The 17,250-nt window shown below is 70.1% G+C and carries 12 protein-coding genes and 2 pseudogenes; 9 read left to right on the forward strand and 5 right to left on the reverse strand.

The window, feature by feature from the left end:
• A pseudogene (locus tag ACWDUD_RS22390) lies at positions 1–854 on the reverse strand (transposase); the annotation flags it as partial.
• A 294-nt stretch (positions 855–1,148) separates the two neighbouring features.
• Between ACWDUD_RS22390 and ACWDUD_RS22395 the strand changes: the two are divergent.
• Positions 1,149–1,289, forward strand: a complete 141-nt coding sequence (locus ACWDUD_RS22395; RefSeq protein WP_450110712.1) for a hypothetical protein — start codon at positions 1,149–1,151, stop codon at positions 1,287–1,289.
• Between the two features lie 99 nt (positions 1,290–1,388).
• The gene (locus ACWDUD_RS22400) at positions 1,389–1,982 is read left to right on the forward strand and encodes a DedA family protein (protein ID WP_450110748.1); all 594 of its coding nucleotides are present in this window, start codon (positions 1,389–1,391) and stop codon (positions 1,980–1,982) included.
• A gap of 7 nt (positions 1,983–1,989) precedes the next feature.
• Here ACWDUD_RS22400 and ACWDUD_RS22405 read toward each other — a convergent pair whose 3' ends face one another.
• From ACWDUD_RS22405 to ACWDUD_RS22415, 3 genes are all read right to left on the reverse strand, one after another.
• Positions 1,990–2,286, reverse strand: a complete 297-nt coding sequence (locus tag ACWDUD_RS22405; protein WP_450110713.1) for an MGMT family protein — start codon at positions 2,284–2,286, stop codon at positions 1,990–1,992.
• Positions 2,287–3,075, reverse strand: coding sequence for an alpha/beta fold hydrolase (locus tag ACWDUD_RS22410; protein WP_450110714.1), 789 nt, complete (start codon positions 3,073–3,075; stop codon positions 2,287–2,289). It lies immediately after the preceding gene.
• A gap of 107 nt (positions 3,076–3,182) precedes the next feature.
• Complete coding sequence (locus tag ACWDUD_RS22415) at positions 3,183–3,920, reverse strand: IclR family transcriptional regulator (protein WP_450110715.1); 738 nt, start codon at positions 3,918–3,920, stop codon at positions 3,183–3,185.
• 724 nt (positions 3,921–4,644) lie between these two features.
• Between ACWDUD_RS22415 and ACWDUD_RS22420 the strand changes: the two genes are divergently transcribed.
• The 7 genes from ACWDUD_RS22420 to ACWDUD_RS22450 all read left to right on the forward strand — a co-directional run bounded on the left by ACWDUD_RS22420 (position 4,645) and on the right by ACWDUD_RS22450 (position 16,766).
• On the forward strand, positions 4,645–6,219 hold the full coding sequence (locus ACWDUD_RS22420) for an ABC transporter substrate-binding protein (protein WP_450110716.1): 1,575 nt from the start codon (positions 4,645–4,647) through the stop codon (positions 6,217–6,219).
• 44 nt (positions 6,220–6,263) lie between these two features.
• A complete protein-coding gene (locus ACWDUD_RS22425) occupies positions 6,264–7,205 on the forward strand; it encodes an ABC transporter permease (protein ID WP_450110717.1) in 942 nt (313 codons plus the stop codon).
• Positions 7,202–8,092, forward strand: coding sequence for an ABC transporter permease (locus ACWDUD_RS22430; RefSeq protein ID WP_450110718.1), 891 nt, complete (start codon positions 7,202–7,204; stop codon positions 8,090–8,092). The genes ACWDUD_RS22425 and ACWDUD_RS22430 overlap by 4 nt, the downstream gene beginning before the upstream one ends.
• Positions 8,079–9,128, forward strand: coding sequence for an ABC transporter ATP-binding protein (locus tag ACWDUD_RS22435; RefSeq protein WP_450110719.1), 1,050 nt, complete (start codon positions 8,079–8,081; stop codon positions 9,126–9,128). Before ACWDUD_RS22430 ends, ACWDUD_RS22435 begins: the two co-directional genes overlap by 14 nt.
• Positions 9,125–9,931: an ATP-binding cassette domain-containing protein gene (locus ACWDUD_RS22440; protein ID WP_450110720.1), complete on the forward strand. Its 807-nt coding sequence runs from the start codon at positions 9,125–9,127 to the stop codon at positions 9,929–9,931. The genes ACWDUD_RS22435 and ACWDUD_RS22440 overlap by 4 nt, the downstream gene beginning before the upstream one ends.
• A gap of 104 nt (positions 9,932–10,035) precedes the next feature.
• Positions 10,036–13,368: an ATP-dependent helicase gene (locus tag ACWDUD_RS22445; RefSeq protein WP_450110721.1), complete on the forward strand. Its 3,333-nt coding sequence runs from the start codon at positions 10,036–10,038 to the stop codon at positions 13,366–13,368.
• Positions 13,365–16,766: an ATP-dependent helicase gene (locus ACWDUD_RS22450; protein ID WP_450110722.1), complete on the forward strand. Its 3,402-nt coding sequence runs from the start codon at positions 13,365–13,367 to the stop codon at positions 16,764–16,766. Before ACWDUD_RS22445 ends, ACWDUD_RS22450 begins: the two co-directional genes overlap by 4 nt.
• Before the next feature lie 49 nt (positions 16,767–16,815).
• On the opposite strand, the pseudogene ACWDUD_RS22455 reads toward ACWDUD_RS22450, so the two are convergent.
• Positions 16,816–17,177 (reverse strand): annotated as a pseudogene (locus ACWDUD_RS22455) (GNAT family N-acetyltransferase); the annotation flags it as partial.
• Positions 17,178–17,250 lie beyond the last annotated feature (73 nt).

Raw genomic sequence — 17,250 nt, forward strand, 5'->3', positions numbered from 1 at the left:
CCCGCCGCGAGGTCCCCGGCGGGGACGGCTTCGGTGGCGGCGCACCGCAGCAGCACACCCCGCCCGTCGAGGGTCAGGGTCGGCAGATGCCACTGTGTGACCGTCCGGCCGGTCAGGTGCGGGGGGAGCGGCGCGGTCATCCGCACCGGGCGCCACTGCGCCCGCCCGGTCGGGGCGGCGGTGGTGGGCAGCTTCACCGTCAGCACCATGGTGTCGTCGAGGACGGTGAGCCGGGCGAGTTGGGTGTCGGCGGCCGAGAGCCGGGCCATCGGACTTACCTGCGGCGGGGTTTGGATGTCGGTGATCCGCACCCGGGGGGACTGCACGGCCCCCGAGTCCGTTTCACCGCTCCGGCGGGTCCGGGCGAGCAGTTGCCGGCGCACACCCCGCGCGAACCCCGCCGGCACGTACTCCGCAGCACACTTTGGTGCGGCGATGCGTCCGGTAGCGGGATCGAACCGGGCCGACAGCGCCGCGATCGCCGCATCCCGATACGCCAGGGTCCGCAGGGTCGCGGTGGCGTGGGCGGTGACCACCCGCGTCACCCGCGACGGCACGTACACCCCGTCGGGATAGATCGGGGTCCAGCCCAGACGCGCCGCCGCGACGTGCCCGTGCCTCGGCAGTGCCCGGCCGTCGCGGTCACGGCCGGCGGCCAGGGTGTCGAAGGTGCTCGGCTGCCACAGTCGGGTGAGCAGTTCGGTTTCGGCGCCGGTGATCAGGTCGAGCAGCCATGCGATGCGAATATCGAGGTCGTCGAGTCCGATCTGCTCGCCGGTGCTGTCGTCGACCGCCGCGTACGGGCGGGTGGTGAACGCGAACGGGCGCCGGCCGATCGGTGCGGTGTTGCTCATCCGTTCACCCCCGCCCTGTGTCGTCGTCGATCGGTTCCTGCCGGGAACATCTCGTCGTGCTCGACTGCGGCTCCGACCGTATCGTCGGGCACCGACAGATTCGGTTCGGTCCGCGTCACGACCGGGTCGGGGTGTGTGCCGCCGCGGTGACCGGCCCTGCGGTGCGTGCCGATCCCGCTCCTCCGGGACACGCAGCAAGGCAGCAGGAAGAATCGGAGAGTATGACGGAGTATCGGATTTCTCGTCGACTGTTGTGAGCCTGCCGATGTCGCGGTCGTCGGGGACGAGACGTCGGTGCGGGCACAGTTACGGTCGCTGGTCGCCGCCGGCGCGACCGACGTGTGGGCGGCACCGTTTCCGGTCGGGGACGATCCGCGCGCCTCGTTGCGGCGCACCCGGGACCTGCTGAGAGACCTGGCCGCCGAGCCGGACTGACCGGCCTAGGGTGGGGTGGTGAGCCCGACCGTCATCGCCGCCGTACCGCCCGGATCGAACGTTCCCACCGACGGACTCGCAGGATGGGCGTTGTCGCTGATGGATCGGCTCGGCGGCCTCGGCGCCGGCCTGGCGATCGCGCTCGAGAACTTCTTCCCACCGCTGCCCAGCGAGGTGATCCTGCCACTCGCGGGGTTCGCGGCCGGACTCGGCAGTTTCACGCTGGCGTCGGCGCTGTTCTGGACGACCCTCGGATCCCTGCTCGGCGCGCTGGGGTTGTATGCGATCGGACGGGCGGTCGGACAGGAGCGGATCCGGCGGATCGTGGACCGGATGCCGCTGGTCGACGTCGCCGATCTCGACCGGACGACGGACTGGTTCCACCGGCACGGCGGCAAGTCGGTGTTCTTCGGCCGGATGATCCCGCTGTTCCGCAGCCTCGTCTCGATTCCCGCCGGGATCACCCGGATGCCGGTGTGGCGGTTCGCGGTTCTCACCGCCGCCGGAAGCGCGATCTGGAATGCGGTGTTCGTGCTGGCCGGATACCAGCTGGGAAACAACTGGTCGCGGATCGAGCCGTACGCGTCGGGATTCCAGCGCATCGTGATCGTCGCGGCCGTCGTCGTGGTCGCTGTCCTCGCGATCCGCCGGATCCGGCGGCGGCGCACCCCTGACCGCGCTGCCGAAGAATGAACGGGACTCAGAACCGGTGCCGGGCCGCCGCGAGATCGACCCGGTCCCCGCGGATCGGTGTGCCCTCCAGGGCGAGCCGCGCCAGCTGACGGTGAGCCAGATGCGCGGCCGGTTTCCCGGACGCCGGCAGCACCCGGTGCCACGGCAGGTCGGCGCTGTCGGTGCGCATGATCCACCCCACCGTGCGCGGGCTCGACAGGCCGGCGGCGTCGGCGATGTCGCCGTACGTCGCGACCTTGCCCGCGGGAATCGACGCGACCAGTTCCCGGACCCGTTCGATCTGGGCGTCGGTGGTCGCGGCCATCTACAGCATCCTGCGGATCAGGGCAGCGGTCTCCTCGGGCCGTGCCTGGTCGATCATGTGGTCGCAGTCCATCTCGAGTTCGGTCAGGTTCGCCCCGAGACGTTCGGCGAGCGCCGCGCGGAACTCGTCGGTGACGTACGGCGGCTGCACCTTCGCCGCGCGCACCACCGTGGTCGGGATGTGCGCGGGCGGGAGCACGAAGTCGCGGGCCAGTTCGCTCCAGGACGTCACCAGCGCCGGCACGAACAGGCGCCAGTTCACCCGCCCGGACTCCAGCTCGACGAGGTGCTCCGCGATCTCGGCGTCGAGCAGTTCCTCGGCGACGTCACCCCACGAGCCGTGTACCTTCTCGGAACGGGCCTCCGCGGCGTCGGTGTAGTCGGGGTAGCGGACCGTGAGATCGGCGATCTCCTGCATGCGGTCGGGCGGCAGCCCGATCGCCGGGTCCAGCAGCAGCAGCCCGCGCACCCGCTCGGGCGCGGTGGCCGCGAGATGTACCGCGAGGGCACCGCCGAACGAATGCCCGACGACGAGCACCGGTTCGGTGGTGTGCGCGTCGAGCACTCCGAGCAGGTCCTGCACGTGCGTCTCGAAATTCCACGGCGGCGTCCACGGCGAACGGCCGTGCCCGCGCAGATCCGGCGCGACGAACCGGGCCTCCGGCAGATGCCGGGTCGCGATGTGTTCCCACCGGCGGCCGTGCCCGGTCAACCCGTGCAGGGCCAGGATCTGCGGGCCGCCCGCAGGTCCGAACAGGTGGGTGTGCAGCGGTGACGGAGGCGTGTTCACGTCGATCACTATCGCAGAGCGACGTCCGGGGAAGCCGGTGAGCGCCGTGGTGCGCCGGTGCCCGGCAGCGACGACGGGCTCTGTCCGTCACAAGGGGGCGCGGTCCGTCACAAGGGAACGGGGTCGACGCCGTCACTGTGTTTACGGGTGAACCCGCCTGCCGTGCCCAGTCGGACCGGGTCGATGCGCCGCAGGATCTCCGCCGCCGCGGTCTGTGCCGAGGACAGCAGCCGCCGATCACGGACCCGCGACGTCGGGCCGGACACCGACAGCGCCGCCGAACCGGACCGGCCGATCCGGCCGATCGGCACGGCCACGCAACCGAACCCCTTCGCGTACCGGTCCATCTCCGCGACCATGCGCAGCTCGCGGACCCGCGTGATCTCCGGTGAATCCGCCGGGGACGCGGGGTCGACGGAGAGCAGTGCCTTGCCGATAGTCGACGTCGCCAGCGGCAGCCGGTTGCCGATGCGGGACCACACGCTCGGGGCGAACTCACCGCCGATCGTCTCCAGATGGACGGCTTCGGTGCCGTCGCGAATTCCGAGGTGCACGACGCAGCCGCTGACACGATGCAGCCACTGCAGAGTGGGCAGTGCGGCGCGACGTAGCTCGTCCTGGTGCGCGGCGGCGGCACCCAGCACGATCATGCGCAGGCCCAGCCGGTAGTCCATGCCGTCGCGGGACACCCAACGCAGCGCGACGAGCTGCTCCAATGCGCGGTGCACGGATGTGCGTGGCAGCCCCGTGGCCGCTGCGACCTGGGACAGGTTCATCTGACCGACGTTCTCGAGCGCATCGAGGATCACCGCTGCACGCTGCAGAGTTCCGGTTGGCCCTTCCATCCGATCCCACTCCTTCCCGGCACATGGGTAGGCACATGGGTAACAGAACCGCCTCATGCGCGTGCCGATACTTCCGGCTACCGGAAACGGTGGTTTCGAATGTGGTTCCGGCGTGGTTGTAATCCGAGGTATGTCTGATCCCCTGTGCACGAGTCCGGGCGCAATGCTCGTGGGCCGCCGCGCCGTGGTGGCCGGCGGCACCGGCGGAGCCGACGCGTGCGACGGCCCTCACGAGGTCGACTGCGTGCACGTGATGCGCCTGACCCGCGCGGTCACTCTCCGCGGAGGTGGGTCCCCTCGGGATCCGTGTCGATGTGGTCGCGCCCCATCTCGTGATAACGCGGCAGATTCGGGAAGGCGGTCGCGTGACCTGATGTAAACCGTTCTACAACAACCATTCCGGTAAGACGCACATCCGTGGGATGTGCGTCTTTCGGGCGTTCGCCGCTGCCGTGAGGCGGTGGCAGGGACGGTGCGGCGCACCCGATCCCGACAGTGTGTGCTGTTGCACAATCGGCCGCTGTTGCTGCTATGGTCGTCCCCAGTGACAGGCGAGGTGGAAACCTTCCTGCCGCTTCACTTTCGAGCGCATCTCTACGGTATCCGAGATCGGAAATCTGTCCGATCGTGCGGCTACCGGGTGCGCGCTCGGCCGATTCTTCCCCGCGACACGCGTGACTGCGTGGTCGAGTTCGGCCGCTGTCGATATCCAGGAGGACACAGGATGAAAAACACATGGGTTCGCACCGCGCGGACGATCGCCGTCGCAGCTTCGGTTTCCGCTGTCCTGGCGGCCTGTGGTGGCGGTGGAACCTCCTCGACGTCGGCGGGTGGCCCGACGGGTGAACTCGATCCGGCTGCGGTGCTGCGCATCACGGCCAGCGCCCCCACCCGCAATCTCGACCCGTATCTGCAGACCAGTTACGGCGGATGGGGCTACATCACGCCCGTCTACGACCGGCTCATGGTCGTGGACGGTGACGGGAACCTGCAACCGGCACTTGCCGAGTCGTGGGAGTTCGCTTCGGACGGCAAGTATCTCGAGCTGAGGCTGCGCACCGACGTCACTTTCCACGACGGCACACCCTTCGATGCCGCGGCCGTCGCAGCGAACATCGAACGCGGAAAAACCATGGCCGGCAGCACGGTCGTGTCGGCGCTCGCCGACGTCACCGGCGTCGAGATCGTCGATGCGCACACGGTTCGTCTGATGCTCGCACCGGGCAGCGGCGTGCAGCTGCCCGGAACGTTCACCACGAACGTGGGGATGATGGTCAGCCCCAAAGCCATCGCATCCGGAGCCGACCTGCGGACGGCGCCGGGCGACGCCGGGTCCGGAGCCTATCTCGTCGACTCCTACGTACCCGAGGAATCCTTGACGCTGGTCCGCGCCGAGGGAACGAACTGGGATCCCGAGGCCGGCAAGGTCGCATCGATCCGGTTCGAGGCCATCTCCGACGCCAGCACCCGGCTCAACGGCATGAAGACCGGAGCCACCGACCTGACGTGGGTCAGCTCGGCCAACGAGGTCGTCGAAGCCCAGAACCTCGGTGCATCGGGTTCGTTCGACGTCGACGAGGTGAAGTTCCGGAACGTGCTCGGGCTGTACATGCGGCCCCAGGGCGACCTCGCGAAGCCGGAAGCCCGGCAGGCGGTGGCGACCGCGATCGATCCCGCAGCAATCGATGCGCTGTTCTCCGGGACGTGCACCCCGAACCGGCAGCTGTACCCGTCGGGGAGTTGGTCCGTCGACGAGTCGTACCGGTATCCGTACGAGTACGACGTGGACAGGGCGCGCAGTCTCGCCGAGGCGGCGGGCGGACCGACCGTCACGTTGACGTTCGCGGCAGGCACCAACACCGAGAAGTCTGCGAACGTGCTGCAGTCGCAGCTCGCGGAGGCGGGAATCACCGCGGAACTGAATCCCGTGCCGAATGTGCAGAACGAACCCCGCTACATCGCCGGTGACTTCCAGTCGATGGTGGCGAACAGCTTCAGCCCCAAGGTCGATCCGGCCGACACCGTCAACCAGTTCGTCACCGGTCCCTACGACCTGGGCAACGGCAACCCGCAGATCGCCGAACTCGCCGAGAAGGCTGCCGACCCGGCGCTGACGCCGGACGAACGGGCGCCGCTGTACCGGCAGATCTGGGATCTCACGCTGAAGGAGGCGATGTTCGTGCCGATCTGCAACCAGACCAACGCCTCCGTCTCCAACGGCAAGGTCACCGGCCTCGACGACATGCCGTGGGTCGACCTGGGCATCTTCGACGTGCGTCACGTGGGGATGGTCGGCTAGCCGACCACCCACGTCGACACTCCGATACATGCGGGAGGAAGACGATGTTGCTGTACGCCGGGCGTCGCCTGCTCGCAGCGATTCCGTTGCTGCTGGTCGTGCCGTTGCTGATATTCCTGTTGATCGATCTGGCGCCGGGGGATCCGGCGGTGATCCTCGCCGGCGAGAACCCCACTCCGGACCGGCTCGACGAACTGCGTTCGACGCTGATGCTCGATCAGAACGTGTTCGTGCGCTACCTGGACTGGCTGGGCGGGGTTCTGCGGGGTGACCTGGGGACGTCGCTGCTGTCCGACCAGTCGGTGAGCGACCTGCTGCTGCGCCGGATGGCGACGACGCTGTCGTTGGTGGCATTCGCGATGGTGCTGGCCGTGATCATCGGCGTGGTGCTCGGGGTGCTCGCGTCGTTGCGCCCCGGCGGCCTGCTCGACCGCGTGATCAACGTCGTCGCATCCGTCGCCATCGCGATCCCTGCGTTCTGGTTCGGGCTCGTGCTCGTGTCGGTGTTCGCGGTGTCGAACCAGATCTTCCCGGCGTTCGGATACGCGCCGTTGTCCGAAGGCGTAGTGCCGTGGTTCCAGCATCTGGTGCTGCCCGGCATCGCGCTCGCTCTGCTGCCGGCGGCGGAAGTGACGGTGCAGTTGCGGTCGGCGCTCGGGCAGGTGATGGCCGGTGACTACATTCTCAACGCCAAGGCCAGGGGATTGTCGCCCGCGAGCATCGTCCTCAAGCACGGCCTGAAGAACGCGTGCATCCCGGTCGTCACGGTGCTCGGCTTCCGTGTCGCCGAGGTTCTCGGTGGTGCAGTGACCATCGAGATCATCTACAGCATGCCGGGCATGGGCAGCCTCGCGGTCAACAGCGTCCAGAACCACGACGTGCCGGTCCTTCTCGGGTTCGTCCTGTTCACCACATGTGTCGTCGTGCTGGTGAACCTGCTCGTCGATATCTCGTACGGCTACTTCAATCCGAAGGTGCGCGCATGACCACCACACTCGCGGACACCGTCACGACGTCCGACGCCGCTCCCGGGATCGCGCAGCGCGCAGCAGCTTTCGTGAAGAACCAGCCCGCGGCCGTCGTTGCCGGCGCCTTCGTGCTGCTGCTCGTCGTCGTCGCGATCTGCGCGCCGATTCTCGCGCCCTACGATCCGTACACCCAAGCGGTCGTCGACCGCCTGCAGCCGCCGTCGTCGGCGCATCTCCTCGGAACCGACGACTACGGTCGCGATGTGTTGAGCCGCATCATTTTCGGAACCCGAATCTCGCTGCAAGCATCCCTGCAAGCGGTCGCGCTCGCGCTCGTCCTGGGGCTTCCGCTGGGCGTGATCGCCGGATACCGCGGCGGGTGGGCCGACACCGTTCTCACCCGGATCATGGACGCATTGATGAGTGCGCCGTCGCTGGTGCTGGCGATCACCATCGTCGCGGTTCTCGGCTCCGGGATCACCAACGCCATGCTCGCGGTCGGTCTGGTGATGGCGCCGCGCTTCTTCCGGGTGGCGCGGGCCTCGACGATGGACGTACGCGGAGACACCTACATCGAGGCGTCGGTTGCGCTGGGATGCAGCACATTCCGCACCATCGGGCGACACATCCTGCCGAACGTGATGCCACCGATCGTGCTGGTGATCTCCGTGTCGCTCGGGACGGCGGTGGCCGCCGAGGCCAGCCTGAGTTTCCTGGGGCTGGGCGCTCCGCCGCCGGCCGCGAGCTGGGGTGCGATGCTCAGCACCGCTGCCTCGAACATGGCGCTCGCGCCCTATCTGGTGTGGCCGCCCGGTGTGATGATCTTCCTGACCGTGCTTGCCTTCACCTACCTCGGTGACGGTGTACGCCGCGCCCTGACGAGGAGCCGCAATGCCGGAAACTGACACCCTCATCCGACTCGGCGAGAAGCCCGGGGAATCGACGACACCGCTGGTGCGGGTCCGCGACCTCACCGTCGAATTCCGGTCGGGACGCAAGAACTGGGTGACTGCCGTGCAGGACGTGTCCTTCGATGTCGCCGCAGGTGAATCCGTGGCACTCGTCGGCGAATCCGGATCCGGCAAGACCGTGTCGTCGCTTGCGGTGATGGGACTGACCGGCGACACAGGTGGCCGGATCGCTCGTGGCAGTGTCCAGTTCGACGGGCATGAGCTCGTGGGTGCACCGCCGTCCGAGTGGCGAGCGTTGCGCGGCACCGGGATGGGCATGATCTTCCAGCAGCCCATCCGCAGCCTCAACCCGGCGTACACCGTGGGCGACCAGATCGCCGAATCCGTGCGGAGACATCTCGGTCTCGACCGCAAATCAGCGATGGACCGCGCCGTCGAGATGCTCGACATGGTGCAGATCCCGCGTGCCGCGGACCGTGTGAACGAGTATCCGCACGCGTTCAGCGGGGGCATGTGTCAGCGCGTGATGATCGCGATGGTGATGGCGTGCAGTCCTCGGCTGCTCATCGCCGACGAACCCACCACCGCGCTCGACGTGACCGTGCAGGCCACCATCCTGCAGTTGCTGCGCGACCTGCAGGAACAGACCGGTGTGGCGCTGCTGTTCGTCACCCACGACCTCGGTGTCGTCGCGGAACTGTGCGAGCGGGTCGTCGTCATGTACGCGGGGGAGGTCATCGAGGACGGCCCCGTCGACGGTGTCTTCGCAGCACCGCAGCACCCGTACACGTCGGGGTTGCTCGGGTCGATTCCCCGTCCCGGTGCCGGCCGCCGGCTCACCGCCATTCCAGGCCGGATCCCGCCGGCCGGGGAGTGGCCGGTCGGCTGCCACTTCCACGACCGCTGCGGGCACGCCGTTGCGGGCCTGTGCGACCGCACCCACCCACCACTGGCCGCGACCACCGAGGGCCGTGCGGCCCGCTGCTCGAGAGTGGCAGACCTGGAGTTGCGAGGAGTGACGGAATCATGAGCCTGCTCGAAGTGCGGAACCTCACCAAGTCGTTTCCCACCGGACGGGACCTGCTGGGGCGCCGCACCGGATGGACCCACGCGGTCGCGGACGTCTCGTTCACCCTCGAAGCCGGCGAGTGCCTGGCGGTCGTCGGCGAATCGGGCGCGGGCAAGTCGACGGTGGGCCGGATGGTGCTGCGTCTGATCGAACCCGATTCGGGCAGTGTGGTGTTCGACGGCGAGGATGTTCTCGCTGCGTCACCGTCCCGGCTGCGGCAACTACGTCGCGGCATGCAGATGATCTTCCAGGACCCGCACAGCTCCTTGGACCCGCGGATGACGGTGCGCGACGCCGTCGTCGAACCGCTCGTCGTGCACTCCGACATGGATCGGGAGTCGCGTCGTCGTCGCGCCGAGGAACTGCTCGACAGGGTCGGAATCGGTTCCCGCTACCTGGGCCGATATCCCGCCGAACTGTCGGGTGGCCAGTTGCAGCGTGTCGCGATCGCCCGCGCGCTGACCCTCGAGCCGAGGATGATCGTGTGCGACGAACCCGTTGCGGCGCTCGATGTGTCGGTTCGCGCCCAGGTACTCAATTTGCTCCGTGATCTGCAGGAAGAACTCGGACTCGCCTACGTGTTCGTGTGCCACGATCTCGCGCTCATCGAGGTCATCGCAGACCGGGTCGTGGTGATGCGGTCGGGGACGGTCGTCGAATCCGGCACCGTCGAGCAGGTCTACCGGGATCCGGCGGAGGAGTACACGCGACAGTTGCTCGATGCGATACCCGTCCCCGTTCCCCGGTCGGTGCGCGCGACGTGAGCCCGGGGCCGACCACGCACGTTGCGTGATCGAACGGACCGAGCGCGTCGGTCGCCGCTGGGGCGGGCCCGGAAATGTCGGACCCGTCTGATGGGATGACAGTCATGACCGCAGCCGACACCCGCATGCCCGACCGGACGCGCCGTCCGGCCGCGCGGCTGGTGCAGCGACCGGACACCGCCCCACCGCGCCGCGAATGGCCCGACGACGTGCGGAAGGTGTTCGCGGACGCCCCGCCGCTGCCGCGCTGGCGGCCCTGGCAGATTCTCGGCGGTCCCGGCACCGGCAAGACGTCGCTGCTCGTCGACCTGGCCGTCTCCCGGATCGCGGCCGGAGCCGAACCGGAATCGGTGCTGGTGCTCACCCATTCGCGGCGCGCCGCAACGGCGGTGCGCGAGGAGATCACCGCGGGCCTGCTGCGCGAGGGGAACGTCACCGGTGCCCGCGCCACCCGGGAGCCGCTCGTCCGGACCGTGCACTCTTACGCCTTCGCGGTGCTGCGGCTGCAGGCGTCGAGGCACGGCAATCCGCCGCCGCGGCTGATCACCGGTGCCGAGCAGGACGCGGTGCTGCGCGAACTGCTGCGCGGCGACATCGACGACGGTGCCGGCATGTGGCCCGAGCGGCTGCGGCCCGCGCTGGGGATGACCGGTTTCGCGGTCGAGCTGCGCGACCTGATGCTGCGTGCCAACGAACGCGGTCTCGGACCGGAGGACCTCGTCGCGCTCGGCGAGGAACGCGACCGGCCCGAATGGGTCGCGGCGGGCCTGTTCGCGGCCCGCTACGAGCAGGTGATGCTGCTGCGCGGCGCGGTCGGTCTCGAAGCCCCCGAGGCCACGGCCCCGGCACTCGACGCCGCCGAACTCGTCGGTGCCGCCCTCGCCGCGTTCGCCACCGACCCGGATCTGCTCGCGTCCGAGCGCAGCCGCATCCGGCACCTGCTCGTCGACGACGCCCAGCACCTGGATCCGCAGTCGGCACAATTGATCAAGGCCATCGGCGTCGGCACCCGCACCGCCACCGTCGCGGGCGACCCCGACCAGATGGTGTTCACCTTCCGCGGCGCGGACAGCAGGTTCCTCACCGAACTGGCCGAGGCGGATCCCGAGCGGCGCATCGTCCTCGCCGCCAACCATCGCGCGGCCGCCGACATCGCTGCGGTCACCGATTCGATCGCGCGGCGGCTGCCGGGCCTGCAGCCGCATCGCGGGGCCGCCGCGGTCGCCGGTGAAGCCGAAGCCGGTCGGGTCCGGGTGCGGGTGTTGTCGACGCAAGCGAAGGAAGCGGCCCTGATCGCCGACACCCTGCGCCGCGCACACCTCATCGACGAGGTGCCCTGGTCGCGTATGGCCATCGTGGTGCGCTCGGTGCCGCGGGTCCTCGCGCCGCTGCGCCGCGCCCTGCTCGCGGCGGGTGTCCCCATGACGACCGCGGCCTCCGAACTGCCACTGGCCCGTCAGCACAGCGTCGCCGGCCTGCTGCTGGTGCTGCGGGCGCTGTCGGGCCGGCGGTTCGGCGGCGAGGAAGCCCTGGCGTTGCTGTCCGGTCCGGTCGGCGGCGCCGAACCGGTGACCCTGCGGCGACTGCGCCGGGGCCTGCGGCGCGTCGAGCTCGCCGCCGGGGGAGACCGCGACTCCGCGGAACTGCTGCGTGCGCTGCTCGTCGACGGGGAGGACGCCGAGACCACCGCGCACCTGATGCGCGGGCTCACCGAGGTCGAAGCGGCGCCGCTGAAGGGCGCGCTCGCGGTGCTCGGCAAGGCCCGCGCCGCGATGAACCGCGGTGGCGGTGTCGAGGACGTGCTCTGGGAGGCATGGCAGGCCACCGGCCTCGAACGCAAGTGGGCGGCGGCGTCCGCGCGCGGCGGACCGGCCGGGGCGCAGGCTGACCGGGATCTCGACGGGATCGTCGCGCTGTTCGACGCCGCCGCCGACTACGTCGACCGGCTGCCGCGCGCCCACATCGCCGGGTTCGTCGACTACCTCAGCGAGCAGGAGATCCCGGGCACGGTCCGCAACCGCGCCACCGCCGAATCCGAAGCGGTCACAGTGGTCAGCGCGCACTCGGCGGTCGGCCGCGAATGGGACGTCGTCGCGGTCGCCGGAGTCCAGGAAGGTCTGTGGCCGAGCCTGCGGGCGCGCGGCACCCTGCTCGGGATCGAGGCGCTCCTCGACGCGGTCTCCGGGGTCGACGGGGGAGCCGACGGCACCACCCGGCTGTCGCGGACCGCGCCGCTGCTCGCCGACGAGCGCCGGTTGTTCCTCGTCGCGTGCAGCCGCGCCCGCCGTCGGCTGCTCGTCACCGCAGTCGACGCGGCCTCCGCGGATACGGACCTGGTGCGGTCGCGGTTCGTCGACGAACTGCTCGGCCGGGACGGTGACGACACGGACACCGACGACGAGGCGCTCGAACCGGACGGGCTCCCCGACGAGGCCCGGATCCGGGTGCTCGCGTTGCCGGCGCTCGTCGCCGAACTGCGCAGCGTGGTGTGCGATCCGGTGGTCGCCGCGCACGACCCGGAACGGCAACGACGGGCCGCGGCGCAACTGGCCCGGCTCGCCCGGGCGGGGGTGCGCGGCGCGCATCCGGATCGTTGGTACGGCACCGCCGACCCCAGTACCGACCGGCCGCTGTGGGATCCCGAAACCGAGGCGGTTCCGCTGTCGCCGTCCACGATCGAGCAGCTCACCACGTGTCCGCTGCGGTGGATGTTCGAACGGCACGGCGGCACCGACGGCCAGAACAGCCACGCGGTCGCGGGAACGCTCGTGCACACCCTGGTGCAGGCGCTCGCCGGACGGATCCCACCCGACCAGGTGGACCGCGCCCTCGAACGTGCCTGGGACTCGGTCGATCTCGGTTCCCAGTGGTACGCACGCCGCGAGCTGGAGCGGACCCGCACGATGCTCGACACGTTCACGACGTGGCTGCGCGGCACCCGCGACGAGCTGACCGAGGTCGGCGTCGAGGTCGGTGTCGACGGCATCCTCGAACCGCCGTCCGACGACCTGCCGCGGGTCCGGCTCCGCGGCCGCATCGACCGCCTCGAACGCGACCCGGACGGACGGCCCGTCGTCGTCGACGTCAAGACCGCCAAGAACCCGGTGACCAAGGACGCCGCCCGTGACCACGCGCAGCTCGCCGCCTATCAGGTCGCGGCCGCGGCCGGGGCGATCGAGGGGCAGCCGGCGTCCGAACCCGGCGGCGCGCGGCTGGTGTTCGTGGCCAAGCCGCACAACAAGGAGGGCGCCACCCAGCGGGTGCAGCCACCGCTGGACGCGGAGGGGCTCGAGCGTTGGCGCACGGTGATCCACGAGGCCGCGGCGGCCACCCGCGGCCCGCAGTTCCTCGCGCAGGTCAACGACGGATGCCGGCACTGCCCGGTGATGTCGAGCTGCCCCGCGCACGACGAAGGCAGGCAGGTGACCGGCGGATGAGCACGCCTCGGGATCTGCGGGGGCGCACCGTCGGGGCGGTCGAACTGGCCGCCGCGGTGGGGCAGAAGTTCCCGCCCACCGACGAGCAGGTCGCGGTCATCGAAGCGCACCGCGGGCCGACCCTCGTCGTCGCGGGAGCCGGTGCCGGCAAGACCGAAACGATGGCCGCGCGCGTGGTGTGGCTGGTCGCGAACGGATTCGTCGCCCCCGAACAGGTGCTGGGCCTGACGTTCACCCGCAAGGCGGCCCAGCAGCTGACCACCCGCATCCGCACGCGCCTCGCGAAACTCGCCGGCTCGCGGCTGGTGCGCGACCTGGACCCCAGCGGTGAGCTGCGCAGCCGCATTCTCGGTAGCGAACCGGAGGTGAGCACCTACCACGCGTACGCGGGACGCCTGCTCGGCGAGCACGGGTTGCTGTTGCCGATCGAGCCGTCGGCGACGCTGCTGTCGGAAACCGAGCTGTGGCAGATCGCGTACCGGGTCGTCAGCGCATGGGACGGTGACCTCGACACCGACCGCAACCCCGCGGCCGTCACCGAGGCCGTGCTCGCGCTGTCCGGTCAGCTCGCCGAGCACCTCGTCGAACCCGACGACCTGCGTGAGGCCCACACCGAGCTCGACAAGCTGATTCACACCTTGCCGGCGGGGCCGGGGCAGCGCGGTGGACCGTCGAAGGCGTTGCTCGGCTACCTCGAGACCCAGCACAACCGGATCGCGTTGCTGCCCTTGGTGCAACGGCTCGCGGAGACGCTGCGGCGCGAGGGCGCACTCGATTTCGGCAGCCAGATGTCGCTCGCGGCGAGGGTCGCGCAGGACCACCCGGAGGTGGGCCGCACCGAACGCGAACGATTCCGGGTGGTGCTGCTCGACGAGTACCAGGACACCGGGCACGCCCAGCGAATCCTGTTGTCGTCGTTGTTCGGTGGCGGCCAGGATCCGGATCTCGCCGTGACCGCGGTCGGTGATCCCATGCAGTCCATCTACGGTTGGCGCGGTGCCTCCGCCGCCAACCTGCCGCGGTTCACCGCCGACTTCCCGGTGCAGGGGCGGCCTGCGCCGGTCCTGGAACTGCTCACCAGCTGGCGTAATCCGGCGGAGGCGCTGGCCCTGGCCAATCACGTGACCGAACCGCTGCGATACGGCGGTGTCGAGGTGAGCACGCTGCGCCCGCGGCCGGGTGCCGACCCCGGGGACGTGCGGCTGGCGCTGCATCCCGACATCGAGACCGAACGGAACTGGATCGCCGACCGGATCGCCACCGAATACACCGCGGACGGTCGCGACAAGCCTCCGACCGCTGCCGTGCTGGTCCGTCGCAACGCCGATGCCGCGCCGATCGCGGAGGCACTGCGGGCCCGGGGGCTTCCCGTCGAGGTCGTCGGCCTCGGGGGTCTGTTGCACACCCCGGAGGTTGCCGACGTCATCGCGATGCTGCGGCTGGCGGCCGACCCGATGGCCGGCAGCTCCGCGGTGCGGGTACTGACCGGCGCCCGCTGGCAGCTCGGTGCCGCCGACCTGACGGCGCTGTGGCGGCGGGCCCGTGAGCTGGCGATCGGCGGCCGGTACGCGGTGACCGGGGCGGTCGACGACACCTCGGCCCTCGACGACGCGCTCGACGCCGCTCTTCCGGGCGAGCAGGCCGAACAGGCCGGGCTCGCCGACGCGATCTCCGATCCCGGTGCACCGCAGAACTATTCGGAGTTCGGGTATGCCCGCATCACCGCGCTCGCGAAGGAACTGGCGTCGCTGCGCGAACGGCTCGGGCAGCCGCTGACCGAACTGGTCGCCGAGGTCGAACGGGTACTGGGCATCGGAATCGAAGCGCAGGCCCGCGTCGACACCCGCGGCAGCGTCACCGGCCGCGAGCACCTCGACGCGTTCGCCGACGTCGTCGCCGGATACGCCGGACGTGGCAACGCCACACTTCCCGGGCTGCTCGCCTATCTCGCCGCCGCCGAACAGATCGAGCAGGGCCTCGCACCCGGTGAGGTGGAGGTCGACCCGAACTGCGTGCAGGTTCTCACCGTGCATTCGGCCAAGGGCCTCGAATGGGAGGTCGTCGCCGTACCGCACGTCAGCGCCGGGGTGTTCCCGTCGTCGACCGCGGCAGCGACGTGGCTCGGCTCGGTCACGGAACTACCGCCGCAGTTGCGCGGCGATCGCTCCGAGATCGCTGCGGACGGCACTGCGACGGAGGGGGTCCCGCAACTCCACCTCGACGAGGTCTACGACCGCAAGGTCCTCGAGAACACGATCTCCGCGCACAAGGACGCGCTCAAGCAGCGCAAGCTCGACGAGGACCGCCGCCTGTTCTACGTCGCGCTGACCCGCACCGAACGGGCCCTGTTCGTGTCGGGCCACCACTGGGCCGAGTCCGGAAGCGAACCGAAGGGCCCGTCGCCGTTCCTGACCGAACTCCACGACCTCGTGGAGGCGCAACCGGACCTCGGGATGATCGAGACCTGGGCGCCCGCACCGGAAGCCGGCACCGAGAACCCGCTGACCGCGACCCCGCGCACGGCGCCGTGGCCGCGCGACCCGCTCGGTGCCCGCCGGGCCGACGTCGAACGCGGGGCGGCGCTGGTCCTCGCGGCGCTCGACGCACCCGAACCGCCACCCCCGGCGAGCTTCGAGGACGATCCCGACGAGTGGGCCGCCGACGTCGACGCGTTGCTCGCCGAACGGGAACGCCGCGCCGAGAGCGCCGCCGAGGTGGTGCTGCCCGCGCAGATGTCGGTCAGTCAGCTCGTCGACCTCGCCACCGACCCGGACGCCCTCGCGGCCCGGCTGCGGCGGCCGCTGCCGTTCCGTCCCAACCCGCTGGCCCGCCGCGGCACCGCCTTCCACGCGTGGCTCGAGCGTCGGTACGGCGCGACGCGGTTGCTCGATCTCGACGAACTGCCCGGCGCCGACGACGAGGACGGCGACGAAACCGACTTCGACCGGTTGCAGGAGGCGTTCCTGCGGTCGCCGTGGGCGCAGCGCAGCCCGGTCGAGGTGGAGGTGCCGTTCGAGACGTCGATCGGCGGCACCGTGATCCGCGGCCGCATCGACGCGGTGTTCGAGGATCCCGACGGCGGCTGGACCGTCATCGACTGGAAGACCGGTGCCGAGCCGACCGACGAGAAGCTGAAGTCGGTGGCGATGCAGCTCGCCGCCTACCGGCTCGCGTGGGCGCAGCTCATGGCCGCCCGCACCGCGCGGCACACCGGCCGGCCCGCCGAGCTGCCGCTCGACCGGGTGCGGGCCGCGTTCCACTACGTGCGCACCGGCCGCACCGTCGCACCCGCCGATCTGCCCGGTGCCGGGGAGATCGAGCAGCTGATCCGCTCTGCCGGAGCGGTCGGTGAACCGGCTCCGCCGCTCGAAGACGAAGCACCACAGGAGCTTTCGTAGCAGGGTCCGCTTCCGCCGGTGCCGGCCGGCATTGTCGGGCGAGCGACAGCGTCATGAAGATGCTGTTCGGATCGTCGAGGTAGTCGCCGAACGGTGGACACTCGACGAAACCGGCTCCGGCATACAGACGACGCGCCGGTGCGAAGAATTCCATCGAGCCGGTCTCCAACGAGAGCCGTGTAACCCCTCGGCCTTCGGCCTCCTGAATCAGGTGCTCGAGCAGGGCGCGTGCAATTCCTCGTCCTCGTAGGTGGGGAGCGGTGCGCATGCGGCCGGGTTCCGGAGCTCCGACAGATCGAGGGCGTGTCGACTTTCCGCCGGTGCGGTGGGGGCGATGTCGTCCAAGTGCGCCTGCAGGAAGAGCGCCAGGCTCGAATCGTCGAAGTCGGCACGTTCGAAAACGGGATCCACACGTGAATGGTGACCGACAGCCGGCGATTCCCGTCGGACGTGAATGTGCCGAAACCGGCGGTATTGCTATACG

Source organism: Rhodococcus sp. NPDC003382 (assembly GCF_053589135.1).